Annotated in this window: 25 protein-coding genes and 2 tRNA genes; 17 read left to right on the forward strand and 10 right to left on the reverse strand. The window is 67.8% G+C overall.

What is annotated here, in order from left to right; translation table 11 throughout:
• Positions 1-50 precede the first annotated feature (50 nt).
• From BJ988_RS27510 to BJ988_RS27540, 7 genes are all read left to right on the forward strand, one after another.
• Positions 51-680: a TetR family transcriptional regulator gene (locus tag BJ988_RS27510; protein ID WP_179661004.1), complete on the forward strand. Its 630-nt coding sequence runs from the start codon at positions 51-53 to the stop codon at positions 678-680.
• The gene (locus BJ988_RS27515) at positions 681-2,429 is read left to right on the forward strand and encodes an ABC transporter ATP-binding protein (RefSeq protein WP_179661005.1); all 1,749 of its coding nucleotides are present in this window, start codon (positions 681-683) and stop codon (positions 2,427-2,429) included. It abuts the gene before it with no gap.
• Entirely contained in the window at positions 2,426-4,459 is a 2,034-nt protein-coding gene (locus BJ988_RS27520) for an ABC transporter ATP-binding protein (RefSeq protein ID WP_425490895.1), read from the forward strand. Before BJ988_RS27515 ends, BJ988_RS27520 begins: the two co-directional genes overlap by 4 nt.
• 457 nt (positions 4,460-4,916) lie before the next feature.
• Positions 4,917-6,536 (forward strand): MDR family MFS transporter, encoded by a 1,620-nt coding sequence (locus BJ988_RS27525; RefSeq protein WP_218861146.1) that lies wholly within the window; start codon positions 4,917-4,919, stop codon positions 6,534-6,536.
• Positions 6,533-7,021: a MarR family winged helix-turn-helix transcriptional regulator gene (locus BJ988_RS27530; RefSeq protein WP_179661006.1), complete on the forward strand. Its 489-nt coding sequence runs from the start codon at positions 6,533-6,535 to the stop codon at positions 7,019-7,021. The genes BJ988_RS27525 and BJ988_RS27530 overlap by 4 nt, the downstream gene beginning before the upstream one ends.
• Before the next feature lie 182 nt (positions 7,022-7,203).
• On the forward strand, positions 7,204-7,890 hold the full coding sequence (locus BJ988_RS27535; protein WP_179661007.1) for an iron-dependent transcriptional repressor DtxR: 687 nt from the start codon (positions 7,204-7,206) through the stop codon (positions 7,888-7,890).
• Positions 7,891-8,078: 188 nt separating this feature from the next.
• Positions 8,079-8,363 carry a hypothetical protein gene (locus tag BJ988_RS27540; protein WP_179661008.1) on the forward strand — a complete coding sequence of 95 codons (285 nt, stop codon included), beginning with the start codon at positions 8,079-8,081 and terminating at the stop codon, positions 8,361-8,363.
• Here the strand turns inward: BJ988_RS27540 and BJ988_RS27545 are convergent.
• Genes BJ988_RS27545 through BJ988_RS27555 form a run of 3 tightly spaced genes read right to left on the reverse strand, consistent with a single transcriptional unit; the run spans position 8,349 to position 10,274 of the window.
• Entirely contained in the window at positions 8,349-9,215 is an 867-nt protein-coding gene (locus tag BJ988_RS27545; RefSeq protein WP_179661009.1) for a Sir2 family NAD-dependent protein deacetylase, read from the reverse strand. The genes BJ988_RS27540 and BJ988_RS27545 overlap by 15 nt on opposite strands.
• Entirely contained in the window at positions 9,212-9,481 is a 270-nt protein-coding gene (locus BJ988_RS27550) for a DUF2277 domain-containing protein (protein ID WP_179661010.1), read from the reverse strand. Before BJ988_RS27550 ends, BJ988_RS27545 begins: the two co-directional genes overlap by 4 nt.
• Positions 9,482-9,512: 31 nt before the next feature.
• Positions 9,513-10,274 carry a response regulator gene (locus tag BJ988_RS27555; RefSeq protein ID WP_179661011.1) on the reverse strand — a complete coding sequence of 254 codons (762 nt, stop codon included), beginning with the start codon at positions 10,272-10,274 and terminating at the stop codon, positions 9,513-9,515.
• Positions 10,275-10,450: 176 nt separating this feature from the next.
• Here BJ988_RS27555 and BJ988_RS27560 point away from each other — a divergent pair, with 176 nt between their 5' ends.
• Positions 10,451-11,626, forward strand: a complete 1,176-nt coding sequence (locus BJ988_RS27560) for a saccharopine dehydrogenase family protein (protein ID WP_179661012.1) — start codon at positions 10,451-10,453, stop codon at positions 11,624-11,626.
• Positions 11,627-11,659: 33 nt separating this feature from the next.
• On the opposite strand, the gene BJ988_RS27565 is transcribed toward BJ988_RS27560, so the two are convergent.
• A tRNA-Arg gene (locus BJ988_RS27565) sits at positions 11,660-11,732 on the reverse strand.
• A 572-nt stretch (positions 11,733-12,304) separates the two neighbouring features.
• Between BJ988_RS27565 and BJ988_RS31505 the strand changes: the two genes are divergently transcribed.
• Together BJ988_RS31505 and BJ988_RS27575 are read left to right on the forward strand one after the other, a co-directional pair.
• Complete coding sequence (locus BJ988_RS31505; protein WP_179661013.1) at positions 12,305-14,119, forward strand: LCP family glycopolymer transferase; 1,815 nt, start codon at positions 12,305-12,307, stop codon at positions 14,117-14,119.
• Positions 14,119-14,307 carry a hypothetical protein gene (locus BJ988_RS27575; protein WP_179661014.1) on the forward strand — a complete coding sequence of 63 codons (189 nt, stop codon included), beginning with the start codon at positions 14,119-14,121 and terminating at the stop codon, positions 14,305-14,307. Before BJ988_RS31505 ends, BJ988_RS27575 begins: the two co-directional genes overlap by 1 nt.
• 23 nt (positions 14,308-14,330) lie before the next feature.
• Here BJ988_RS27575 and BJ988_RS27580 read toward each other — a convergent pair whose 3' ends face one another.
• The 4 genes from BJ988_RS27580 to BJ988_RS27595 all read right to left on the reverse strand — a co-directional run bounded on the left by BJ988_RS27580 (position 14,331) and on the right by BJ988_RS27595 (position 16,455).
• On the reverse strand, positions 14,331-14,681 hold the full coding sequence (locus BJ988_RS27580; RefSeq protein WP_179661015.1) for an MscL family protein: 351 nt from the start codon (positions 14,679-14,681) through the stop codon (positions 14,331-14,333).
• A 67-nt stretch (positions 14,682-14,748) separates the two neighbouring features.
• The gene (locus tag BJ988_RS27585) at positions 14,749-15,408 is read right to left on the reverse strand and encodes an SAF domain-containing protein (RefSeq protein WP_179661016.1); all 660 of its coding nucleotides are present in this window, start codon (positions 15,406-15,408) and stop codon (positions 14,749-14,751) included.
• 161 nt (positions 15,409-15,569) lie between these two features.
• Entirely contained in the window at positions 15,570-15,833 is a 264-nt protein-coding gene (locus BJ988_RS27590) for an FmdB family zinc ribbon protein (RefSeq protein WP_179661017.1), read from the reverse strand.
• Positions 15,834-15,891: 58 nt separating this feature from the next.
• Positions 15,892-16,455: a 5-formyltetrahydrofolate cyclo-ligase gene (locus BJ988_RS27595; protein ID WP_179661018.1), complete on the reverse strand. Its 564-nt coding sequence runs from the start codon at positions 16,453-16,455 to the stop codon at positions 15,892-15,894.
• Positions 16,456-16,532: 77 nt separating this feature from the next.
• On the opposite strand from BJ988_RS27595, the gene BJ988_RS27600 reads away from it, so the two are divergent.
• The 7 genes from BJ988_RS27600 to BJ988_RS27630 all read left to right on the forward strand — a co-directional run bounded on the left by BJ988_RS27600 (position 16,533) and on the right by BJ988_RS27630 (position 21,816).
• The gene (locus BJ988_RS27600; RefSeq protein ID WP_179661019.1) at positions 16,533-17,909 is read left to right on the forward strand and encodes a UTP--glucose-1-phosphate uridylyltransferase; all 1,377 of its coding nucleotides are present in this window, start codon (positions 16,533-16,535) and stop codon (positions 17,907-17,909) included.
• An 80-nt stretch (positions 17,910-17,989) separates the two neighbouring features.
• Positions 17,990-19,198 (forward strand): molybdotransferase-like divisome protein Glp, encoded by a 1,209-nt coding sequence (gene glp / locus BJ988_RS27605; RefSeq protein ID WP_179661020.1) that lies wholly within the window; start codon positions 17,990-17,992, stop codon positions 19,196-19,198.
• Complete coding sequence (moaC, locus tag BJ988_RS27610) at positions 19,198-19,677, forward strand: cyclic pyranopterin monophosphate synthase MoaC (protein WP_179661021.1); 480 nt, start codon at positions 19,198-19,200, stop codon at positions 19,675-19,677. The genes glp and moaC overlap by 1 nt, the downstream gene beginning before the upstream one ends.
• Positions 19,674-20,150 (forward strand): MogA/MoaB family molybdenum cofactor biosynthesis protein, encoded by a 477-nt coding sequence (locus tag BJ988_RS27615; protein WP_179661022.1) that lies wholly within the window; start codon positions 19,674-19,676, stop codon positions 20,148-20,150. The genes moaC and BJ988_RS27615 overlap by 4 nt, the downstream gene beginning before the upstream one ends.
• On the forward strand, positions 20,140-20,742 hold the full coding sequence (locus BJ988_RS27620; RefSeq protein ID WP_179661023.1) for a GNAT family N-acetyltransferase: 603 nt from the start codon (positions 20,140-20,142) through the stop codon (positions 20,740-20,742). The genes BJ988_RS27615 and BJ988_RS27620 overlap by 11 nt, the downstream gene beginning before the upstream one ends.
• 101 nt (positions 20,743-20,843) lie before the next feature.
• Entirely contained in the window at positions 20,844-21,686 is an 843-nt protein-coding gene (gene sepX, locus BJ988_RS27625; RefSeq protein ID WP_179661024.1) for a divisome protein SepX/GlpR, read from the forward strand.
• Positions 21,687-21,740: 54 nt separating this feature from the next.
• Positions 21,741-21,816, forward strand: a tRNA-Ala gene (locus BJ988_RS27630).
• A gap of 69 nt (positions 21,817-21,885) precedes the next feature.
• Here BJ988_RS27630 and BJ988_RS27635 read toward each other — a convergent pair.
• On the reverse strand, positions 21,886-23,004 hold the full coding sequence (locus BJ988_RS27635; RefSeq protein WP_343051811.1) for a tyrosine-type recombinase/integrase: 1,119 nt from the start codon (positions 23,002-23,004) through the stop codon (positions 21,886-21,888).
• Positions 23,001-23,240 (reverse strand): helix-turn-helix transcriptional regulator, encoded by a 240-nt coding sequence (locus BJ988_RS27640; RefSeq protein ID WP_179661025.1) that lies wholly within the window; start codon positions 23,238-23,240, stop codon positions 23,001-23,003. The genes BJ988_RS27635 and BJ988_RS27640 overlap by 4 nt, the downstream gene beginning before the upstream one ends.
• Between the last annotated feature and the right edge of the window lie 177 nt (positions 23,241-23,417).

Consider the following 23,417-nt stretch of genomic DNA (forward strand, 5'->3'; position numbering starts at 1 on the left):
ACCCATTAATCGAGTTGTGAGTGAGTGCTCACTCATTTAGACTCGCCGGTGTGGACGAACGACGTACGCGAGCCAAGCCGATTCCCGCAGCCGACCGGCGCGCCGAGATCATCGCCGTGACCGAGGCGCTGCTGATCGAGCACGGCACGGCGACCACCACCAGGCTGATCGCCGAGGCGGCGGGAGTCGCCGAAGGCACGATCTTCCGGCACTTCCGCGACAAGCGCGAGCTCTACCGGGCCGTGGCCGAGAACGTCTTCGACCCGTCCCGGGCGGGGCAGGCGATCGCGGAGGTCGTGGAGGGTGCCACCGACATCGAGGACAGGCTCCGCGCCGTCATCGACCTGCTCACGACCTCCGCCCGGCGCGGGGTCCTCGTCATGATGGCCGTGCGCTCGACCCTGTTCGAGGAGGCGGACCCCGAGGGCGTACGCCCGCGCATGGGGCCGCCGGCGTTCGTCACCGAAGGCAACAACGCGCTCGTCGACAACCTGGCCCGGCTCGTCTTCGAGCCGTACGAGAGCGAGCTGCGACTTTCGCCGAGAAAGGCCGCGCTGGTGCTGCGCAGCCTCACGACCGGGGCCTGGTTCCCCGGCCTGAACCGAGAAAACCAGCCGTTGAGCAGCGAGGACGTCATCGACGTGCTGCTCGGCGGCATCTTGACCAGAGAGACCCCCTGAATGCTTCTCCGACTGCTTCGGGACTACCTGCTCCCGTACAAGAGGTTCCTGGTCGTCATCGCGATCCTGCAGCTCCTCTCGACCTCGGCCTTCATGCTGCTGCCCAGCCTGAACGCCGACATCATCGACAAGGGCGTGGCCGAGGGCGACACCGAATACATCATCCAGACCGGCGCGATCATGCTCGGTGTCGCGCTGGTGCAGATCGTTGCCTCGATCATCAGCGTCTACTTCGCCGCGCGCAGCTCGATGAGCTTCGGCCGCGACCTGCGGGCGGCGATCTTCGCCAGGGTCGGCTCCTTCAGTGCTCGCGAGGTCGGCCGGTTCGGCGCCCCGTCGCTGATCACCCGGACCACGAACGACGTCCAGCAGGTCCAGATGCTGGCCGTGCTGACCTGCACGCTCGCGGTGATGGTGCCGATGATGATGGTCGGCGGCGTCGCGATGGCCATCCATGTGGACGCCGGGCTCTCCTGGCTGCTGGCCGTGGTGATCCCCGTCCTGCTCATCTCCATGACCGTGGTCGTACGCGGCATGGTCCCCAACTTCAGAAAAGTGCAGGAGCGCATCGACGCGGTCAACCGGATCCTGCGCGAGCAGATCACCGGCATCCGGGTGATCCGCGCGTTCGTACGTGAGCCGCAGGAGACCGAGCGCTTCGCGAAGGCCAACGACGAGCTCACCGACGTCGCGCTGCGAGCCGGACGCTGGATGTCGACCATGTTCCCGCTGATGATGCTGGTCATCAACGTCGCCAGCGTCGCGGTGATCTGGTTCGGCGGCATCCGGGTCGACAACGGGGTGATGCAGGTCGGTCCGCTGACGGCCTTCCTGCAGTATCTGATGCAGATCCTGATGTCGATCATGATGGGCACCTTCATGCTCATGCAGGTTCCGCGCGCCTCGGTCTGTGCCGACCGCATCGCCGAGGTCCTGGACACCGAGAGCAGCGTGGTGCCGCCGGCCGCAGGCGTCACCGAGATCTCCCGGCGTGGGCATGTCGACATGGTCGGAGCCGGCTTCACCTACCCCGGTGCTGACCATCCCGTCCTCCACGACCTCACCTTCGAGGCCAGGCCTGGGCAGACCGTCGCGATCATCGGCTCCACCGGAGCCGGCAAGACGACGCTCTTGGGCCTCGTGCCGCGGCTCTTCGACGCCACGGCCGGCGTCGTTCGCATCGGTGGGATCGACGTACGCGACCTCGACCCCGCCACCCTGCGCAGCAGCCTCGGACTGGTGCCCCAGAAGGCCTTCCTCTTCACCGGCACCGTCCGGTCCAACCTGCTTCACGGCAAGCCGGATGCCACCGACGAGGAGCTCTGGCACGCGCTCGAGGTCGCCCAGGCGCGCGACTTCGTGGAGCGGATGGCGCCCGAGGACGGCACCGGTCTCGACGCCGAGATCGACCAAGGCGGCACCAACGTCTCCGGCGGTCAGCGACAGCGCCTCGCGATCGCCCGCGCGCTGGTGCGGAGACCCGACGTCTACCTCTTCGACGACTCGTTCTCCGCGCTGGACGTCGCCACCGACGCCCGGCTCCGCGCCGCGCTCGCCCCGGAGACCCGCAATGCCACAGTCATCCTCGTGGCCCAGCGTGTCTCCACCATCCGTGACGCCGACAAGATCCTCGTGCTCGAGGACGGCGCCATCGTCGGTGAGGGCACCCACGAGGAGCTGCTCGCCGCCGACGAGACCTACCAGGAGATCGTCTCCTCCCAGCTCAGTGCAGAGGAGGCCGCAGCATGAGCGACCAGAAGGCCGACCAGGCCGACCAGGCCGGTCAGGCCGATCAGGCCGATCAGGCCGACGAGGCCGGCCAGATGAAGAAGACCGAGCGGATCGTACGTCCGCAGGGCGGCCCCGGGCCGATGGGCGGTGGTGGCGCGGTGGGGGACAAGGCGATGACCTTCGTGCCCTCGGCCAAGCGCCTGCTGCGCCGGATGGCGCCTTACAAGATTCATGCCGCCGCCACCATCGTCCTGGCCGCGATCAGCGTCACGCTGATGTCGCTGGGGCCGTGGCTGCTGGGCAAGGCGACCGACATCATCTTCGGTGGCGTCTTCTCCCGGGAGCTGCCGGCCGGCGTCACCCAGGAGGAGGCTGTCGAGGGTCTGCGTGCCCAGGGCGACGACAAGGTCGCCGACATGCTCTCCGGGATGGACTACGTCACGCCCGGGCAGGGCGTCGACTTCGACGCGCTGCGCAGCGCGCTGCTCGTGGTGCTCGTCGTCTACCTCGTCGCCTCCCTGCTCTCCTTCGCGCAGGGCTGGATCCTCAACTCGGTCGTCCAAGGCACCGTGAAGGGGCTCCGCGAGGACGTCGAGAAGAAGGTCCACAACGTCCCGCTGTCCTACTTCGACAAGCAGCCGCGTGGCGAGCTGCTCAGCCGGGTCACCAACGACATCGACAACATCAGCCAGACGCTGCAGCAGACCTTCAGCCAGGTGCTGACCGCGCTGTTCACGCTGGTCACGGTCTTGTTCATGATGTTCTGGATCAGCCCGATGCTGGCCCTGATCGCGCTGCTCGCGGTGCCGGTCTCTCTGGTGGTGACCAGTGCGGTGATGAAGCGGTCGCAGGGCCAGTTCGTGGCCCAGTGGCGCCACACCGGCAAGCTCAACGGTCACATCGAGGAGACCTTCTCCGGCCACGACCTGGTCAAGGTCTTCGGTCGTCAGGAAGAGGTCGAGAAGACCTTCGCCGAGGAGAACGACAAGCTCTTCGCCGCGTCGTTCAAGGCCCAGTTCATCAGCGGGATCCTGATGCCGCTGATGATGTTCGTCGGCAACCTGATGTTCGTGGTGGTCTGCGTGGTCGGGTCGCTGCGCGTCGCCAGTGGTGCGCTGAGCCTCGGCGAGCTGCAGGCCTTCATCCAGTACTCGCGCCAGTTCACCCAGCCGATCACCACCCTCGCCTCGATGATGAACCTGCTCCAGTCGGGCGTCGCCTCGGCCGAGCGCGTCTTCGAGCTCCTCGACGCCGAGGAGCAGTCGCCCGAGGTCGGCACGCCGCGGACCGGTCCCGGGGCCGGCGAGGTCCGGTTCGAGCAGGTGAGCTTCTCCTACGACAAGGACAGGCCGCTGATCGAGGACCTGTCCCTGGTGGCTCGCCCCGGGCAGACCGTCGCGATCGTCGGTCCCACCGGCGCCGGCAAGACCACCCTGGTCAACCTGATCATGCGCTTCTACGAGCTCGACGCGGGCCGGATCACCCTCGATGGTGCCGACATCGCCTCGATCCCCAGATCCGACCTGCGCGAGCGCACCGGCATGGTCCTCCAGGACACCTGGCTCTTCGAGGGCACGATCCGCGACAACATCCGCTACGGCCGGCCGTCCGCGACCGACGAGGAGCTTCTCGAGGCGGCCCGGGCGACGTACGTCGACAGGTTCGTGCACTCGCTGCCCGACGGCTACGACACCCTGGTCACCGACCAGGGCGGCAACCTCTCGGCGGGGGAGCGGCAGCTGGTCACCATCGCACGGGCCTTCCTCGCCGAGCCGTCGCTGCTGATCCTCGACGAGGCGACCTCCTCGGTCGACACCCGCACCGAGCTGCTCCTGCAGCACGCCATGGCCGCGCTGCGCTCGGACCGTACGTCCTTCGTGATCGCCCACCGGCTGTCCACGATCCGCGACGCCGACCTGATCCTGGTCATGCGCGACGGCGCGATCGTCGAGCAGGGCAATCACGTCGAGCTGCTCGAGGCCAAGGGGGCGTACGCCGATCTCTACCAGTCGCAGTTCAGCCATCCGCTCGTCGAAGAGCCGGCCTGAGAAATAAACCCTTTGATCCCGGAGAGGCCCGGCGCCTACCGTTGAAGCACACGGGAAAGGAGGTGATCCGATCAGATGAAGAACGATTGGATGCGTGAGGTGGCTGCTCGCTAGCAGCTTCCCCAACTATGGATGGGGGCTGGCAATTCACAAGCAGCCACCCGACCCGCAGGCGTACCGGACTCATCCCCCCGGGTTGGCCTCTTGGCCCGTCTGCGGGTCGCCCCGTTTTGAGCTCCGGTGGTCGAGCTTGTCGAGACCCCGCTCCACACCGCTGGTCGAGCCGCCGGAGCCGCTAGGCGGAGGCGTGTCGGGACCAACACGGTCGCCTCGCGCGCAGCGGACCCAGCCCGCGTACGGCTCGATCCGACATCACTCACAAGTTGGTTTTAGCAACTAAATCGAAGTACATTGGTTGCCGATGTTCAACCAAAGTGAGTGAAAGCCGAGTCAGCCCTTGTCAGAGTCCCAGCATTCTTCGCAGGCCATCGCCGCGCCGGAGATGACCCACCGCCAGATCATGGAGGTCCTCTCGGGCCTGCTGATGGCGCTCTTCGTCGCCATGCTGTCCAGTACGTCGGTCGCCAACGCGCTGCCTCGGATCGTCACCGACCTCGGCGGCACCCAGAGCGGCTACACCTGGATCGTCGTCTCGAGCATGCTGGCCATGACCGCGACGACGCCGATCTGGGGAAAGCTCGCCGACCTCTACAACAAGAAGATGCTGGTCCAGGTCGCGCTCGGCCTGTTCATCGTCGGCTCGGCGATCTGTGGTCTGGCGCCGTCGATGCCGGTGATCATCACCGGACGTGTCATCGCGGGTCTCGGCATGGGTGGCATCGTCGCGCTGATCCAGGTGATCATCGCGATGATCGCCTCGCCGCGTGAGCGCGGTCGCTACTCCGGCTACATCGGTGCGGTCTTCGCCCTGGCCACGGTCATCGGCCCGCTCGTCGGCGGCGTGATCGTCGACTCCTCGTTCGGCTGGCCCGGCGTCTTCTACGTCGGTGTGCCGTTCGCGGTGATCGCCTTCATCCTGCTCCAGAAGACCCTGCACCTCCCGCACGTACGCCGCGAGGTCAGCATCGACTACCTCGGTGCCTTCCTGCTGGTCGCCGGCGTCTCGGCCCTGCTGATCTGGGTCACGCTGGGCGGGGAGTCCTTCGCGTGGACCTCGCTGACGTCGTACGCCCTGGTCGGAGGCAGTGTCGTCGTGCTCGGCCTCGCGATCCTGGTCGAGGGCCGGTTCGCGAAGGAGCCGATCATCCCGCTGCGGCTCTTCCGTGACCGGACGATGGTGCTCTCCACGTTCGCCTCGTTCTTCGTCGGCGCCGGGATGTTCGGCGCGACGGTCTACCTGCAGCAGTACTTCCAGACCGCTCGCGGGATGACGCCGACCCATGCAGGCCTGATGTCGATCTGCATGGTGCTCGGGCTCTCCGCGGCGGGGATGGTCACCGGGCGGCTGATCAGCTCCACCGGTCGCTGGAAGCGCTACCTGCTCTTCGGCGGCATCATGCTTCCGATCGGCCTCTACCTGCTCAGCACGATCGACGAGCACACCAACCTGGCCCTGGTCGGTGCGTTCATGGCCGTGGTCGGTCTCGGCGTCGGTGCGACCAACCAGAACCTCGTGCTCGCGGTGCAGAACAACCTCGACAACCGGGACATGGGTGCCGGCTCCTCGGTCGTCGCCTTCTTCCGCTCGATGGGCGGCTCGATCGGCATCGCCGCGCTCGGCGCCGTGCTCTCCCACCGGGTCGAGGACGTCATCACCGACGGGATCCCCGAGCTGGTGGCCAGCGGAAAGGTCACCCCCGAGGAGCTCCAGAACCTGCAGGGCGGCGGCCTCGCCGATCCGGCGAGCATGCCGGTTGCGGTGCAGGCGCTCTACGAGCACGCCTTCGCGGTCGCCACGGCCGACCTCTTCCTGGTGGCCATCCCGTGCGCGCTGCTCGCCCTGGTCGCTATCGTGGGCATCAGGGAGGTCCCGCTGAAGACGACCGTGGATGACCTCCCCGACGAGAAGGCCCTCGCTGAGGCCGAGACCGAGGCCGAGGGAGCTGTACGAAGATGACCGCTGCTGACGAGCCCGTCGAGGACGACCGCATCGACGCCACCCGGATCGAGGCGCTGGTGCGCCTCGAGTCCGAGCTCGGCATGTTCCTGCGCCGCGGGAAGCGGGCGATGAGTGCCCGTGGGCGGATGCTTCACCCCGATCTGCCGCCGGGCGGCTACATGCTGCTGACCTGGTTGGCCGAGCACGGCCCGGTGCGCGCCTCTGCGCTCGTCGACGGCCTCGGCATCGACAAGGGCGCGGTCAGCCGGATGGTGCAGACGATCATCGACCTCGGCCTGCTCGAGCGCCACCCTGATCCGGAGGACGGCCGGGCCAGCCTGGTCTCGGTGACCGCCAAGGCGCGCGAGGGGCTCGACCGGGTGGCGCGGGAGCGCCGCGTACGTTTCAACGACCGGTTGGCCGACTGGAGTCCCGACGAGATCGATCAGCTCAGCGGTATGCTGTCTCGATACAACGAAGCCCTAGAACGCCAGGGCTCCTAAGGGGGCTCGACCAGGGTCTCTGCTGCAGGTCGACGTCGTTCGGGACACACCCTGCTAGGTTCGGTTTTTCTGACTGATTCAAGGATGTAGGATTAGCCTGTGAGCGAGCGTCAGCGAGTGAACCACCCAGACAACATGCGGCCATGTCCGTATCATGGCGCTTGCGCTACGGAGGTGGCCGCATGAGCGATCTCATCGACACCACCGAGATGTACCTTCGCACCATCTATGAGCTGGTCGAAGAGGGGATCGTTCCGCTGCGCGCCCGCATCGCCGAGCGACTGCACCAGTCCGGCCCCACGGTCTCTCAGACCGTCGCCCGGATGGAGCGGGACGGCCTGCTGACCGTCGAGGGTGACCGCCACCTGCAGCTCACCGACGAGGGTCTTCGCCTGGCCACGCGGGTGATGCGCAAGCACCGGCTCGCCGAGCGGCTGCTCACCGACGTCATCGGCCTCGACTGGGAGCTCGTCCACGAGGAGGCATGCCGCTGGGAGCACGTCATGTCGGAGACCGTCGAGAGGCGACTGCTCGACCTGCTCGGTGACCCGACCGAGTCGCCCTACGGCAACCCGATCCCCGGTCTCGACGAGCTCGGCGGCAAGCCCGCCGGCGAAGACTTCATGGCCGGCGTCCAGTCACTCACCGCCGCGGCCGGCACAGATCGCGCCACCGTCCTGGTGCGACGCATTTCCGAGGAGATGCAGAAGGACGAGTCGCTGATGAGCGCCCTCCGCCGGGTCGGTGCGACCCCGGACCAGACCGTGGCGATCAAGGCGACCCCGGACGGGGTCCTGCTCGGCTCCGGCGGTGAGACCGCGGAGATCATCCCCGAGGCTGCGGACCACATCTTCGTCAAGGCCCTCTGACCCTTCTGCTTCCACAACGCTGGGTGAAATTCTCTTGACGTCGGCAGAATTCGGCACGTGACTCTGGACCGATTAGGTCCTAGATGCTTATGTTTGACGTGCAGGGCCTGCTGTTGGCCAGCCCATCGATATGGGCAACAGCGGTTGTCATGTCGAGACTTGCGGGGGTCTCCGGAGGGGAGAGCTCTATGGAGGTCGTTCATCTGCCCGCTCGCGGTCGCGAGCTGGATGAGACGTTCCGCCCAGTCGCCGTCCACCACACCGACACCGGCCTGACCCGTCATCTCGAACGGGGCGAGGAGATCGTGCTCACCGATCTCGGCGGTGACTTCCACAGCGCCAAGGTCCTGTTGATCGACGAGGGCCCGGTCTACCACTTCTTCATCGGAGCCAGACTGTCCGTCGACGAGGCAGTCGGCCGGATGGGCGCTCTGCCGATCCAGTCACGGCCGATCCGGTCACGCTCCGCCTGAGCCGCCGGATCTGCGCTGTGCCAAGGTGGTGAGGAACTCGCTGGTTCCGACCTCCAGCTTGTACGCCGCCTCCCGGTCGCCCCTGGTGACGCCACGGTTGACGATGACGACCGGGATCGCGGCCTTCGCCGCCCGGCGCACGAAGCGATAGCCACTCATCACCGCCAGGCTCGAGCCCGCGACGAGCAGCACGCCCCTTCCCTCGAGCGCGTCGACCGCCCCCATGCACCTGGCGACTCGGTCCTTGGGGACGTTCTCCCCGAAGAAGACGACGTCGGGTTTGAGGATGCCGCCGCAGATGTCGCAGTCGGGCACGACGAAGTCCTGGGTCTCCTCGAGCGCGACGTCGCCGTCCGGCCGGGACTCCACGTCCGCGTGCGCCTCTGCCCAACCCGCGTTGAGCACCTCCATCCGCTCCTGGAGGTCGCGGCGCGGACTCACCGTGCGGCAGGACAGGCAGATGACGTCAGCCACCCGGCCGTGCAACATCACGATCCGGCCGCTCCTGGCCAGCTCGGGTGAGGCCTGCTCGTGCAGTCCGTCGACGTTCTGGGTGATCAGCAGCTCGGGATCGATCCGGGTCAGAGCCTGGTGCCCGGCATTCGGCACCGCGCTGCCCATCCGCCGCCAACCGAGATGGCTGCGCGCCCAGTAGCGCTGCCGCTCCTGCGGTCCCGAGATGAACTGCTGGTAGGTCATCGGCTGCCGCGCCGGACTGCCCGGGCTGCGATAGTCGGGGATGCCCGAGTCCGTCGAGACTCCCGCCCCGGTCAGCACCACGAGCGGGCGGTCCTGGAGAAGGGCCAGTGCGGCAGCGTACGAATCGGTGGTGCTCGCCGAAGCGAGCGTCACGAGGCGTACCTGCCCTCGGCGCGGGCCTTGCGCTTCGCGGCCTCGACCTCACGGTCCTTCTTGGGGGCGTTGGTGACCAGGTCGTCGAGGAGATGCCGGGTGATGTGGGCGATCTCGGTGACGGCGCGGTCGAAGGCCTCCTGGTTGGCGGCAGAAGGCTTGGTCGTGCCGCTCACCTTGCGTACGAACTGCAGGGCGGCAGCGGCGACCTCGTCGTTGGTGGCGGGCGGCTCGAAGTTGTGGAGCGGGCGGATGTTGCGGCACATGCCATCCACGGTACCTGGATCGCGGCGACGATCAGCGGGTTCGACCGGAGGCGCGGGAAGGGGACGGGCCGCGAGGATGCGGGGGCATCGGCCCGCCGCTCGGTCCCGCGCCCTTGGGCTGCCTCGCATCATCGGCGGGCGGCGCCGGCCGCGGCACGACGCCGTCTTCGAGCAGCTGGCTCGCCATCAGTGCGGCCTGGGTGCGGTGGCTGACGCCGAGCTTGGCGAGGAGCCCGGTGATGTGGTTCTTCACGGTCTTCTCCGCCAGCACCAGGCGATCGGCGATCTGCCGGTTGGAGATGCCCTCGGCGAGCAACACCAGGATCCGCCGCTGTTGCGGGGTCAGCTCGGCGACCACCTCGTGCATCCGGCGGCGCTCCTCGACGTTGTGCACCACCTTGGCTGCCGCCTCGGGGTCGAAGAGGGTGTGGCCGCTGGCCACCAGACGTATGCCGGAGACCAGGCTCGACGCCTCGATCTGCTTGAGCACATAACCGGCCGCGCCCGCCATGATCGCCTGGCTCATCACCTCGTCGTCGCCGTCGGTGGCCAGGATCAGGCAGCGGATGTCGCTCTTCATCGCCAGCGCCTCGCGGCACAGCGCCACGCCGGAGGAGTCGGGCAGGTAGGAGTCGAGGATGAGTACGTCAGGGCGGAGCGTCGCGATCAGTGGCCGCGCCTCCGCGGCGGTGCGAGCCTCGCCGACGACCTCGATGCCGGACTCGGGTCGCAGCACCGTACGCACGCCGACACGCACGACGTCGTGACCGTCGGCCAGCAGAACGCTGATCACCGCGTCACCCACAGGCTCGTCTCGCTCATCTCGTGGTCGGGGATGGTGTCTGGCCGTTCATTTCAATGTTTCATCCACAAAAGAAACCGCCTAAGCGTATCCCTCTTGATGCAACATTTGATCACTCCAAGACCCGTGCCGTCTCGGATTTCGTTGCTTCTGGAAAGGTAGCGGTTATGACGAACCCTCGCGATCTCGACATCGTCCTGTTCGGCGCGACCGGATTCACGGGAGGGCTGGTGGCCGAATATCTCGCTGAGCACGCGCCCCAGGGGCTGCGGTGGGCGCTCGCCGGCCGCTCCCTGTCGCGGCTCGAGGCCGTGCGGGACGCGCTGGGCTCCGCCGACGTCGAGCTCATCCAGGCTGACGTGAACGACTCCTCCTCGTTGGTCGCGCTGGCGGCTCGTGCGAGGGTCGTGATCACCACGGTCGGGCCTTACCTGGAGTTCGGCGAGCCCCTGGTCAAGGCGTGTGCGGAGGCCGGCACCGACTACGTCGACCTGACCGGAGAGCCGGAGTTCGTCGACAAGATGTTCGTGAACTACGACGCCGTCGCCCGCGCCAACGGCGCCCGGATCGTGCACGCCTGCGGGTTCGACTCGATCCCGCACGACCTCGGCGCCTTCTACACCGTGCGCGAGCTGGCCGCTGGCGGCGAGATCACCGAACCGCTGACGATGAAGGGCGTCGTACGCTCCAACGCCACCTTCTCCGGCGGCACCTTCCACTCGGCGCTGGGGCAGATGTCGCGGCCGCGGCAGATGGCAGCGGCGTCGCGCGAGCGTCGGGCGCTCGAGGAGCGGCCGGTGGGGCGCAGGTCGCGACCGGCGAAGCCTACGGCCGGCCGTGATCGCGAGCTGGGCTACTGGCTGCTGCCGCTGCCGACCCTCGACCCGTTCATCGTCGCTCGGTCCGGCCAGGCGCTGGAGGCGTACGGCCCCTCGTTCACCTACTCGCACTTCGCCGGCACCAAGACGTTGAGGTTCGCCGTCGGCGGCGCCGTCGGTGTCGGTGGCCTCGCGCTCGCGATGCAGGTGCCGCCGTTGCGGGCCAAGCTCGGCGAGCGGGTCAAGCAGGGCACCGGACCCTCCGAGGGTCGCCGTGAGAAGTCGTGGTTCACCGTCGACTTCGTCGCCGAGTGCGGCGACCGGAAGATCCACACCAAGGTCTCCGGCGGTGACCCGGGCTACACGGAGACCGCGAAGATGCTCGCCGAGTCGGCGCTGTGCCTCGCCTTCGACACGCTCCCCGAGACCTCCGGATCGGTCACCACGGCGGTAGCGATGGGGGATGCGCTGCTGGCACGTCTGCAGGCCGCTGGGATCCGGTTCGAGGTCGTCGACGCGTCGTAGGGCGCGGTGTCACGGGGATATGTCTGGTATCGGTGCCCCAGGCAAGAGTCGAACTTGCGACCTTTCGCTTAGGAGGCGGCTGCTCTATCCACTGAGCTACTGGGGCGTTCGCAGATATCTTGCCATGGTGACGAGTCATACTACGGTTTGGGGTTCGAAGCGGTCTCAGGTCAAACTTGGGATTCTCGCGTAGGTTGAGTCACCGTCGACTCAACCCGAATCCCCCCCATACCAAGCGACGAGTGACGGTGATCTATGCCTAGCCCCTCCATGCCTCCCCGACGTGGGGGTGAGGACGCAGGCTCGGGCGTGTCCGGATTCGAGTGGATGTACGGCGCCGACGAAGCTGCAGACGAGGAGTTCGGAGGGACTCGTTCCGGCCGTGGTGCTCGGGCCGCCGACGTACCGATCGACCAGCCGTCGGCAGAGCCTGGTGGTGGACGGCGGGCCGCGCGTCCGCAGCCCGAGTTCGTGTCGCCACCGCCTCCCGGCCCTGCGCCGTCGGGTGGCGGCCGCCGGGCTGCGCGCCCGGTCCGCCAGGAACCGCCTCAGGCGGAGACCCCGGCCTCACGCCCGCCGCGCCCCGAACCTGCACGCCCCGAACCTGCACGCCCCGAACCTGCACGCCCCGAACCAGCGCGCGCTGAGCCGACGCGGCGGGAGCCGGCTCAAAGAGAGGTGCCCCGGGCCGAGCGCTACCAGGCGATGGGCCGGGGGAGCTCGCGGGCCACCCCGACGCCTGCCCCGCCCGCCCCTCAGGAGTGGGACGACCCCGACGCGACGATGGTGGCCCCGCCGCTGCGGGAGACGCCGCGCCGCGCGCGTCACGCACCTCCGGCACCGACTCCCGTTCCCCCTGTACACCCCGTGCCCTCTGCCGAGGAGACCGCGGTCGCGCCTGCGCAGGAGTGGTATCGCCAAGACCCCCAGCCGGCTCCGCCGGCGCCCAAGACCCCCGACCAGCAGCTCGCTCCGCCGGCTGCCCGCGAGTTCGACTGGAACGACCCCGGTGCGACCACCGTCGCGCCGCGCCCGGCCCCACCTGAGCAGCCCCATGGGCGTACGACCTCACGCGACGAGCTGCACGAGGCCCGCCACGAGGCCTACCCCGCCCCCGGGCGCCGGGACGCTGCGTACGCAGCGGGTTACGACGACGAGCCCTACGACGACTATGCGCCCCAGGATGGCTACGAGGAGCCGTACGCTCCCTATCCGGCCGACGAGCGCGAGGATCGCGACAAGCCGCGGATCAGCGTGTGGCAGGTGCTCAGCTCGACCTTGCTCGTGGTGGCGCTGGTCGTCGGGCTGTTCACCGTCTACACCTATCGCCACCTCCGGTCGAACATCGACACCGTCAGTCTCGGCGAGAAGGCCGCTGACATCGGGCCGAAGGAACCGATCAACATCCTGGTGATGGGTTCGGACAGCCGTGACTGCAAGGGCTGCGGCCTGGACGGCGAGAGCGGTGGCGGCTCGGACACCAACATCCTGCTGCACCTCTCCGCCAACCGAGAGTTCGCCTACGGCGTCTCCATCCCTCGCGACACGATGGTGGACCGGCCCTCCTGCAAGACCGAAGACGGCGATAAGACCTCGCCTGCCGAGTATGTGCGGTGGAACGAGGCGTACGCGACGGCCGGTCCGAAGTGCACGATCGACCAGCTGGAGTCTGTCGCCAGTGAGATGTGCGGCAAGAAGTGCGACATCACGGTCAACCATGTCGTGGTGGTGGACTTCGCAAGCTTCAAGGGCATGGTCGATGCCATCGAGGGGGTCGACGTCTGTCTTCCTGAAGAGGTCGACGACAAGTACACCGGCGCTCACTTCGACGCTGGCAAGCAGAAGCTGACCGGCGAGCAAGCCCTCAACTATGTGCGCCTGCGGCACGGCCTCGGCGATGGCGGTGACCTCGATCGGTCCAGGCGTCAGCAGGCTTTCATCGGGTCGATGGCGGCCAAGTTGCTCTCCGGCGACACGCTGTCCAGTCCTACAAAGGTGCTCAGCTTCCTGAATGCTGCGACCAAGGGGCTGACGATGGACGAGGCTCTCAAGGACAACCTCGACACGATGGCCCAGATCGGGGTCGGCTTCCAGAGCATCGGGATGGAGAACATCAAGTTCCTCACGATTCCGGTGGTCACCGATCCTCAGAATGAAAACACCGTCGTCCTCGACAAGGAGAAGGCGAAGAACGTCTTCAAGGCGATCGCCAACGACAAGCCGCTGACCAAGAAGATCGCCGCCGGCGCCCTGGACGCCGGGGAGGCCTCCGGCAAGAAGAGCAAGAAGCCGGACGACGCAGCGGCGGGTGAGGGTGCAACCGACGGTGCGACCGACGGCGAGACCGCCGGATCGGCGCCCAGCGACGAGCCCGATTCCACTGATTCGGCAGGCTCGGCGGCCGGCGGTGAGAGCAGCGGCGCCTCCGAGGAGGAGCTCGCCCAGATCGCCGAGGATGCGAAGGCGGCCCGCGAACGAGCAGGGCTGTGCTGATGTCCGAACCCGTTGAGCCGAAGGAGCCGGAGTGGAAGCGCAAGCAGAGGCTGGCGCGGATCTTCGGTGACGTACTTCCCGAGACGACCAAGGACGAGCGCGAGCCGTCGGCGGAGTCGGGGGAGTCAGGCGAGTCGGCGTCGGATCGATGGCTGAAATCGCAGGTGCCGCCTCACCACGGTGGGTGAGACGGCACCTGGGTTCGAACCGGTCAGCTGCCGCTGAGGCGGTCGCGGATCTGCTTGAGGATGTCGATCTCGGTCTCGCCCGGCTCGGGCTCCGGGAAGTAACGCTCCTTGGCGTGGGTGTAGGGCTTGACGATCATGAAGTAGACCACTGCGGCCATGATGACGAAGGCGATGACCGCGGTGAGCCAGGCGCCGAGGCTGACGCCACCCGGCTCGTAGTTCGAGAAGTTCGGCGTGCCGCCGACCTTTCCGATCAGGTCCATGATGACGTCGACTGTGGCGGTGACCACGGAGGCGAAGGCGGCGCCCATGATGAACGCGACCGCTAGCTTGATCAGGTCGCCTTGGAGCAGGAACTTCTTGAAACCGTTCATGTCTTGCTTTCTCCTGTTGCTCATTGTGTGAGGTGTAGGAGACCCCGGATGTGGCGTGCTGTGGACGTCAGTACGCAAAGGTGAGGTAACCGCCCACCCCTGCTGATGTGACGTCCTCGACGCTGTTCGCGGCGACTCCGACGATGACCAGACGCCCCGCCGAAGCGTTCGTGACGCCGAACCCGTCGGTCTTTCCCTGTGCTGAAGAATCATCGCGGTTCGTTCCGGCGGCTCGAGGGAGGCTGAGGATCAGCGTGTCGGTGGTGACCCGGGCGGTCTCGGCGGTGGCGGGATCGGTGGCGTAGAGGTCGACGGTGTCGCCGACGTGGAGCAGCCCGGCCATCTCGGCGTCGGGGAGCCGGACGGGCACGGCGACCAGGTCGGGACGGCCTTCGGTCAACGACGGACCCACGAGGCGTACGTCGGTGACGGGCTCGCCGCGCCGCAGCGGGGCCGCGAGCCGCTCACCGAGCGGGTCTTCGGCCAGATCTGCGGGCATGCTGCCGGGGTCGGTCTCGACGTCGGTCAGGTCGGCGGCGGTGAGGACCGTGCCGACCGGAAGATCTCGGGAGGCGACCGCCATCGTCGAGGTGTCGGGTGGGTCTGGCCGGGTGGCCGACAACCCGATCGCGACCGCCGAGGCGGTCAGCAGGAACGCCAGCAGGCGGCGATGGGCGAGGACCCCGCGGCGTACGCGGCGGGCGACGGACGTGATTCGAGTGAACATGCGGGCACGCTAAGTCGCCCCCGCGGTCCCCGCATCTCACTATCCACAGTCACGAACTCCCTGTGCAAAAACCTGTGGATAACCACCTGGCGAGACGTCACTTACGTCGTTCGAGCTGGCAATGCGGTGCCAACTCGGCCGACGCGAGTGACGCCTCGGCGTCAGTCTGAGGAGCTGGAGGCCGCGGCGGGCGCGGGCGCGGAGGTCGACGAAGAGCTCGAGTCCGAGGAGCTCGAGGTCGTCGAGCCCGAGCGGGAGTCGGTGCGGTAGAAGCCGGAGCCCTTGAAGACGACCCCGGCGGCACTGAAGACCTTGCGCAGCTTGCCGCTGCACTCGGGGCACTCGGTCAGCGAAGCCTCGCTGAAGCTCTGGAACTGGTCGAAGGCGTGGCCGCACTCGGTGCAGGCGTACTGATAGGTGGGCACGTTTCTCCTAGACAGAATCTGGCACTCGACAGGCGCGACTGCCAATATTAGCGAACGCCTAGGAGAAGCGCTGCATTCCCTCCGCGCTCGCGGCCGCTCCCACAGCCTGGTCATGGGGCTCCACGGGCACCGAGACACCGATCTCCCACGGATAGAGGAGTACGCAGGTGAGCGTCCCAGCCGGCACCCGAGCGAGGATGCGGTCGTAGGAGCCGCCGCCCCGTCCCATTCGATGGCCCTGCAGGTCGACGGCAAGACCCGGGACCAGTACGACGTCAGCGCCGGCGATCGCGGAGACGCCCAACCGCTCCCCACCGGGCTCCAGCAGCCCGCGGGGCGCCCGGACCAGCTCGCCGTCGTAGGCGGCCCAGTCCAGATCGTTGTCCGGCAGCAGACAGGGGAGCAGGACACGTTTTCCGGCCGCGTCCAGCTCGTCGAGAAGCGGTCCGGTGCCCGGTTCGGTGCCGATCGAGACGTAGAGCGCGACGGATGCGGCGCGGCGTACCTCTGGAATTTCGATGACCACTTGCGCCAGCGAACGCGCGAGCGAACCGAGCCCGGGGAGCCCGATGCGGCCCCGAGTGGTGAGCAGCTGGTCTCGTAAGGCAGTCTTGCGCCCCACGAAGTCAGCGGGGGCTGGACCGTCAGAACCCGGAGGGGTGTGTGAACCCGACACAACGACAGCCTAGGCTTTCCTCTATGGGTAGCCCAGGTTTGGCCAAGGCAATGGCGAAGATGCGCGATGCCGGCGTGGAAGACGTCGCCGTGCAGACATTCGCACATTACTACCGCCAGCTCGAGCACGGCGAGACCGGCATGATCCCGGAGGACGCGATCGAGCCGGTCGACATCCCGTCGATCAGCGACGCCGAGGTCACCGACGAGGAGGCGCACGCCGCCATCTCGACCACCGCGGTGATCAAGCTCAACGGCGGCCTCGGCACCTCGATGGGCATGGACCGCGCGAAGTCGCTGCTGTGCGTGCGCAAGGGTCTGAGCTTCCTGGACGTGATCGCCCGCCAGGTCCTGCACATGCGCGAGAAGTACGACGTCCGCCTCCCGCTGCTGCTGATGAACTCCTTCCGCACCTCCGAGGACAGCCTGGCCGCGCTCGAGCGCTACCACGACCTGCCGGTCGAGGGTCTGCCGCTGGAGTTCCTGCAGAACCGCGAGCCGCGGCTGCTCGTCGACGACCTGTCCCCGGTCGAGTGGCCCAAGGACCCCGAGCTCGAGTGGTGCCCGCCGGGCCACGGCGACATCTACACCGCGCTGCTCGACACCGGGCTCCTCGACCTGCTCATCGAGCAGGGCTACGAGCGGGTCTTCGTCTCCAACTCCGACAACCTCGGCGCCGTCCCCGACGAGAAGGTCGCCGGCTGGTTCGCGAAGAGCGGAGCTCCCTTCGCGATCGAGGCCGTACGCCGCACCCCGAGCGACCGCAAGGGCGGTCACTTTGCGCGCCGCAGGTCCGACGGCCGGCTCATCCTGCGAGAGACCGCGCAGACTCGCGACGAGGACAAGGTGGCGCTGCAGGACCTCAGCCGCCACAAGTACTGCTCGACCAACAACATCTGGTTCGACCTCAAGGCGCTCAAGAAGGTCCTGACCGAGCGCGACGGCATCCTCGGACTGCCGCTGATCCGCAACGAGAAGACCGTCGATCCCGCCGACCCGAAGACCCCGAAGGTCGTCCAGATCGAGACCGCCATGGGGGCCGCGATCGAGGTCTTCGAGGGCTCGCAGCTGATCGAGGTCACGCGCGACCGGTTCGTACCGGTCAAGACGACCAACGACCTGCTCGTCCTCCGCTCCGACGTCTATGACATCGGCGACGACTTCGTGCTCGACCAGGTCGCCGAGGTGGTGCCGTTCATCGACCTGGACAGCGACTACTACAAGTACGTCTCGACCTTTGACGAGCGCTTCCCCGAGGGCGCCCCGTCGTTGCGCAAGGCGTCCGCGCTGACCATCAACGGCGACTGGACCTTCGGCAAGGGCGTCCAGGTGATCGGCGCGGTCTCGCTCGACGGCGCCAACGCCGAACGGGTCGCGCCCGCCACGGTCCTCTCCGACTGACCTACGACTGATCCACACGGGTCGAGTTGGGATGCGAGGGGCAGCGCAGAACACGGCCGCGGGCGACTAGTGTTTCCAAAGTGACGCCCCACGAATATCGCCAGCGCATTCTCGACGACCTCGAGCCGATGCCGGCCTACCCGCAGCCCCTGATGGACTGCCTCGGACTGGCGGTGGCCGAGGACATCCATGCCGAGGTCGCCCTGCCGAGCTTCGACAACTCCTCGATGGACGGCTACGCGGTCCGGTACGCAGATGTCGCGACGACCTCGGCCGAGACCCCGGTGCGGTTGCCGGTGCTCGGCGAGATCGGCGCCGGACAGGCGTCGCTGCTGGCGCTCCCACCTCGTGCGGCGGCGAAGATCATGACCGGCGCCCCGCTGCCGACGGGTGCCGACACGGTCGTGCCCTACGAGTGGACCGACCGCGGCGTCGCCACGGTCGAGATCCGGCAGGCGCCGAAGGAGGCCCAGCATGTCCGCTACGCGGGCGAGGACGTCACCGAGGGCGACCTGCTCGTTCCCGCGGGAACGGTGCTCGGCCCGCGTCATCTGGGGCTGATCGCCTCCGTCGGCCGCGCCCAGGTGGCGGTGCGTTCTCGGCCTCGCGTCGTCGTACTCTCGACCGGCACCGAGCTGCGCGAGCCCGGCGAGACGCTGGGCCACGATTCGATCTACGACGGCAACTCCTTCCTCCTCGCCGGCGCGGCTCGCCGGGCCGGCGCGATCGCCTACCGCGTCGGGATCGTGCCGGACGAGCCGCGCGCATTCATGACCGCGCTCTCCGACCAGCTCGTCCGCGCCGACCTCGTCGTCACCTCCGGCGGCGTCTCGATGGGCGACTACGACGTGGTCAAGGAGGCGCTGGCCCCGGAGGGTGTCTGGTTCGGCCCGGTCGCCATGCAGCCGGGCAAGCCCCAGGGGTTCGGCCGGATCGGCGACGAGCGCGTGCCCGTCATGTGCCTCCCGGGAAACCCCGTCTCCTCGTTCGTCTCCTTCGAGCTCTTCGTGCTCCCCGCGCTGCGCCGGCTGATGGGCATGACCCCCGAGGCCCGACCCGTACGCCGCGCCGCCCTGACCCACGAGGTGCGCTCCCCGAAGGGCAAGGAGCAGTATCGCCGTGGTTGGTACGACGCCTCCAGCGCCACCGTCTCGCCCATCGGCGGACCGGGATCTCACCTGATCGGTGACCTCGCCGGCGCGAACTGCCTGATCGTCGTCCCGCCGGAGACGACCTCCCTCGACAAGGCCGCCGAGGTCGACGTGATCGAGCTGGACGTGGAGTTCTGATGGCCGCCAGCGAGCCCCGGCTCACTCACGTCGACGAGACCGGCGCCGCCCGGATGGTCGACGTCTCCGAGAAGGCGGTCACCGCCCGCGCTGCCACGGCGTCCGGACGTGTTCTGGTCTCACCTGAGGTCATCGAGCTGCTCCGCGGCGACGGCGTACCCAAGGGTGACGCGCTCGCCGTCGCCCGCATCGCCGGGATCATGGGTGCCAAGAAGACCCCCGACCTGATCCCGCTGTGCCACCCGTTGGCGGTCTCGGGCGTCAAGGTCGAGCTGAGCGTCGCCGACGACGCCGTCGAGATCACCGCGACCGTGAAGACCACCGACCGCACCGGTGTCGAGATGGAGGCGATGACCGCCGTCGCTGTCGCCGGTCTGACCGTGGTCGACATGATCAAGGCCGTCGACAAGCGAGCGGTCATCACCGATATCCGGGTCGAGACCAAGACCGGCGGAAAGTCAGGAGCTTTCCAGCGATGAGTCTCAGCGCGACCGTCGTCGTGGCCTCCAACCGCGCCGCGGCCGGTGTCTACGAGGACACCACCGGGCCGCTCCTGGTCGCCTTCCTGGAAGAGCTCGGCTTCGAGGTCGGGCCACCCGAGGTCGTACGCGACGGCGACCCGGTCGGCGAGGCGATCGCCCGCGCCGCCGAGGCGGGGGCACGGGTCGTCCTCACCACCGGCGGCACCGGGCTGACCCCCACCGACCGCACCCCCGAGGTCACCCGTCCGCTGCTCGACCGCGAGATCCCCGGCATCGCCGAGGGCATCAGAGCGGCCGGAGTGGCCAAGGGCATCCCGACGGCGCTACTGTCCCGCGGTCTGGCCGGTCAGATCGGAGCGTGCGTGGTGGTGAACCTTCCCGGGTCCAGGGGCGGTGTGAAGGACGCGATCGACGTATTGCGTCCAGTGCTGCCCCACGCTGTGGAGCAGTCGGTCGGCAGTGACCACTGATCCCGGCTGGCCCGCCGTACTCTCCCACGGTGCGGTGACCGTACGTCCTCTCGACCGGACCGACGCCAAGGCGTGGACCGATGCGCGCCGCCGCTCGGCCGTTTGGCTGCACCAGTGGGACGCGACCGTGCCGCCGGGATCTACCGCCCGGCCCACGACCTTCGCGAGCCTCGTACGTCGTCTTCGGCGGCAGGCCAAGCGCGGGCTCACCTACCCGTTCGCGATCGAGGTCGACGGTGTTTTCGCTGGTCAGGTCACGGTCAACAACATCGTGCGCGGCTCGGCGCAGTTCGCCTCGATCGGCTATTGGATCGACCAGGGCTTCGCCGGGCGAGGAGTGATGCCGCTGGCGGTGGCGCTGGTCATCGACCACTGTTTCACCACCGCCAAGCTGCATCGGATCGAGATCTGTATCCGGCCGGAGAACTCCAACTCGCTGCGCATCGTGGAGAAGCTGGGCATCAACGAGATCGGCTATGCGCCTCGCTTTCTGCATATCGACGGCGCCTGGAGAGATCACCGTATCTTCGCGATAACGGTTGAAGAATGTCACCAAGGAATGCTGGCCAGACTGGGTTTGTCACCTGAATGAGGCATTGACTTCGGCGTGTCCTGCTGAAATCACACAAGTCACACGCGACACACCACAGCACGTCCGCCTACGGGCTGGTAATGGCTCCTACGCTTCTTGACGTGGACCCGAGCGCACTCATCTTCGTCGCCCTCGCCGTGGCGTGGGCGGTGTACTTGGTGCCTAAAGCGCTCGAGCAGAACGCGACGGCCGAGGACGGGACGAAGAGCCGGGCGAGCGTCGCGATCTCCAAGTCCCGCAGGATCCTCGCACGCCGAGAGGCCACCAGCAAGGACTCCACCGGCCTGGTGACCGAGAAGTCGTCGAAGAAGTCCGAGCCCGAGCCCGAGGTCGAGGCGGAGATCGAGATCGACGAGGCCGAGGAGCCTGCTCCGCGACCCGTCCCGATGGCCGTACGCCGCCGCGTGGCCCGCGCCGCGGCCAAGCGCCGCAGCATCGTGCTCGGTGTGCTCGTCTTCGGTCTGGTCCTGGTCGGCGCTCTCGCCGGCTTCGGTGTCTTCGGGCCGGTGTGGATCACGATCCCGGGTGCGCTGGTCGTCGCCTGGCTGGTCACCTGCCGGTTCAGCGTGCGCCACCAGCGCGAGATCTGGGCACGGATCCCGTTCCCCGAGGACCTCCCCGAGCCCGAGCCGGCAGCCCCGCCTCGGGTCACCTTCGACATCGACCAGGACACCGGCGACCTGGTCGCCGTCGTCGAGCACGACGACACCGGCGAGCATCTCCCCGCGGGCTCCTGGAAGCCGGTGCAGACACCGCTGCCGACGTACGTCTCCAAGGAGGCCGCGCCGCGCCGCACCGTGCGCACCATCGACCTGGACGCCACCGGCGTGTGGAGCTCGGGTCGCAACGCAGCCGACTCCGAGCTCGTCCGTCAGGCCGAGGAGGCCGAGCGTGCCGCGGCCGAGGCCGCCGAGGCTGCGCGCAACCGCGCCACCGGCACCTGAAGCGATCCTGATTCGGTAACACCCGCGACGAGGTGCTAACGTTTCTCATCGCTTGGGGCTGTGGCGCAGTTGGTAGCGCGTCTCGTTCGCAATGAGAAGGCCAGGGGTTCGAATCCCCTCAGCTCCACCAAAGAAGAACCCCGCCTGACCTGCGGAAACGCAGAGAGTCAGGCGGGGTTCTTGCTTGTTTGTGCTGCCGTTATTCGGCGGATTCCCCCCGGATTCCCCCCGAGCCGTTCAGGCGGGCCAATCCGGCCTCATCTGCGACGGTCCCGAGGTGGTGCAGATAGATGTTTGTCGTCGCGATTGAGGCATGCCCCATCCATGCCTGAACCGTGGTCGCGGGCACGCCCTTCGCCAGCCACAGGCAGGCGGCCGTGTGGCGCAGATCGTGAATTCTGCGGCCGTGCGAGATCAGCTCCCAGTCGACGGCCCGCTTGACGGCGCTCGCGTGCAACCGGTGACCAGTGGCGGTGACGAACACCAGATCGCGGGTGGTGCGTCCGGCGATCAGGTCTTTGACGGTCGGGAGGATGCGGTCCGCGAGCGGCACGAATCGGGACTTCCCGGACTTGGTTGTCTTGGCTTCGCCTCCCTCGGGTGCTGCGCGTCGAACGTAGATGCCCGGCATGGGGTCGAATACGACGTCGCTCACTCGAACCTCACGCAGCTCCGACCAGCGGAGCCCGGTCCATCCCGCGACCAGCAGGATGTCCGAGAGTCGGGCGAGGTCGCGTGTTCGCTCTGCTGCTCGAATCAGACTGACGGAGTCCCTCGATGCGAGGTGGGCGGCATCGAGGACGAAGGTCTCTAGCTCGGTCTCGCTGAAGGGGTGCATCTCGGTGGCTACCTCACTTGCTTTGGGTACTCGGGTTGGTGTGACGGGGTTGTGCTGGACCATGCGTTCTCGGACTGCCCATGCGAAGAACGAAGACAGTGACGCCCGGTAGCGCTTGACCGACTTCTCGGCGAGGCCTCGGCGGCGGAGCGCGACCAGCGCGCGGGAGACCTCGCGTTCGGTCACACTGCCGATCTGCAGGGCTGACAGCGCGGGCGGTGTTAGGCGCGGGAGCGCGGCATCTGCGGTGTACGTCTTGGGGGCGACGGTCGCCTTGCGCTCATCGAGCCACATCGGCAAGGCCTTGCGGACGGTGATCTGTCCGGCGCGGCGGTCGAACCCACCCGCGAGCGCGGCACGCTCGCGGGTGAGCCAGTCGACAGCCTCGCGGCGGGTGTCGAACATCTTTGTGCCGATGTCGACCCGACCTTGCTTCAGTCGCGCTTGCCAGCGACCGTTCGTCATCTTCCGGACGTTCACGCGGCCACCTCCTCAAGCCAGGCGAGCACGTCGCTACGGCGATAGCGGGGCGAGTCAGGAGAGAGCCAGTAGACGCGAGGTCCCTTGCCGGTTGCCCGCCAGCGGCAGAGCGTCGACGGCGTCACCTTGAGCGCTTCGGCGACCTCGCGCGATGTCCAGAGGATCGGCAGCACATCGTTCGGGTCGTTGGCTGATCCCGCGACGGCCAGGTGATCGCGGCGGCTGATCTTGCTCATCAGTGGGCCTCCTTGGCGCTCGTGTTGTGGGTTGAGGTGGGGTGAGCCGTACCAGCCGTACCAGCCGTACCAACGGCGTGTTTCGGCTGGTCAGGTGCGGATTTTGGGTGGTACGGCTTTGGTACGGCTGGTACGGCTTGGGATTTCTGGTACGGCTTTGGTACGGCTCGATTTCCC

Source organism: Nocardioides panzhihuensis, from assembly GCF_013408335.1.
In the GTDB taxonomy this organism is placed as follows: domain Bacteria; phylum Actinomycetota; class Actinomycetes; order Propionibacteriales; family Nocardioidaceae; genus Nocardioides; species Nocardioides panzhihuensis.

What these genes read in the sequence shown, in the direction of transcription:
- BJ988_RS27515 (WP_179661005.1), top strand. Translation starts at nt 681, where the DNA reads ATGCTTCTCCGACTGCTTCGGGACTACCTGCTCCCGTACAAGAGGTTC.
- BJ988_RS27520 (WP_425490895.1), top strand. Translation starts at nt 2,426, where the DNA reads ATGAGCGACCAGAAGGCCGACCAGGCCGACCAGGCCGGTCAGGCCGAT.
- BJ988_RS27530 (WP_179661006.1), top strand. Translation starts at nt 6,533, where the DNA reads ATGACCGCTGCTGACGAGCCCGTCGAGGACGACCGCATCGACGCCACC.
- BJ988_RS27535 (WP_179661007.1), top strand. Translation starts at nt 7,204, where the DNA reads ATGAGCGATCTCATCGACACCACCGAGATGTACCTTCGCACCATCTAT.
- BJ988_RS27540 (WP_179661008.1), top strand. Translation starts at nt 8,079, where the DNA reads ATGGAGGTCGTTCATCTGCCCGCTCGCGGTCGCGAGCTGGATGAGACG.
- BJ988_RS27550 (WP_179661010.1), bottom strand. Translation starts at nt 9,481, where the DNA reads ATGTGCCGCAACATCCGCCCGCTCCACAACTTCGAGCCGCCCGCCACC.
- BJ988_RS27560 (WP_179661012.1), top strand. Translation starts at nt 10,451, where the DNA reads ATGACGAACCCTCGCGATCTCGACATCGTCCTGTTCGGCGCGACCGGA.
- BJ988_RS27575 (WP_179661014.1), top strand. Translation starts at nt 14,119, where the DNA reads ATGTCCGAACCCGTTGAGCCGAAGGAGCCGGAGTGGAAGCGCAAGCAG.
- BJ988_RS27580 (WP_179661015.1), bottom strand. Translation starts at nt 14,681, where the DNA reads ATGAACGGTTTCAAGAAGTTCCTGCTCCAAGGCGACCTGATCAAGCTA.
- BJ988_RS27585 (WP_179661016.1), bottom strand. Translation starts at nt 15,408, where the DNA reads ATGTTCACTCGAATCACGTCCGTCGCCCGCCGCGTACGCCGCGGGGTC.
- BJ988_RS27600 (WP_179661019.1), top strand. Translation starts at nt 16,533, where the DNA reads ATGGGTAGCCCAGGTTTGGCCAAGGCAATGGCGAAGATGCGCGATGCC.
- moaC (WP_179661021.1), top strand. Translation starts at nt 19,198, where the DNA reads ATGGCCGCCAGCGAGCCCCGGCTCACTCACGTCGACGAGACCGGCGCC.
- BJ988_RS27615 (WP_179661022.1), top strand. Translation starts at nt 19,674, where the DNA reads ATGAGTCTCAGCGCGACCGTCGTCGTGGCCTCCAACCGCGCCGCGGCC.
- BJ988_RS27640 (WP_179661025.1), bottom strand. Translation starts at nt 23,240, where the DNA reads ATGAGCAAGATCAGCCGCCGCGATCACCTGGCCGTCGCGGGATCAGCC.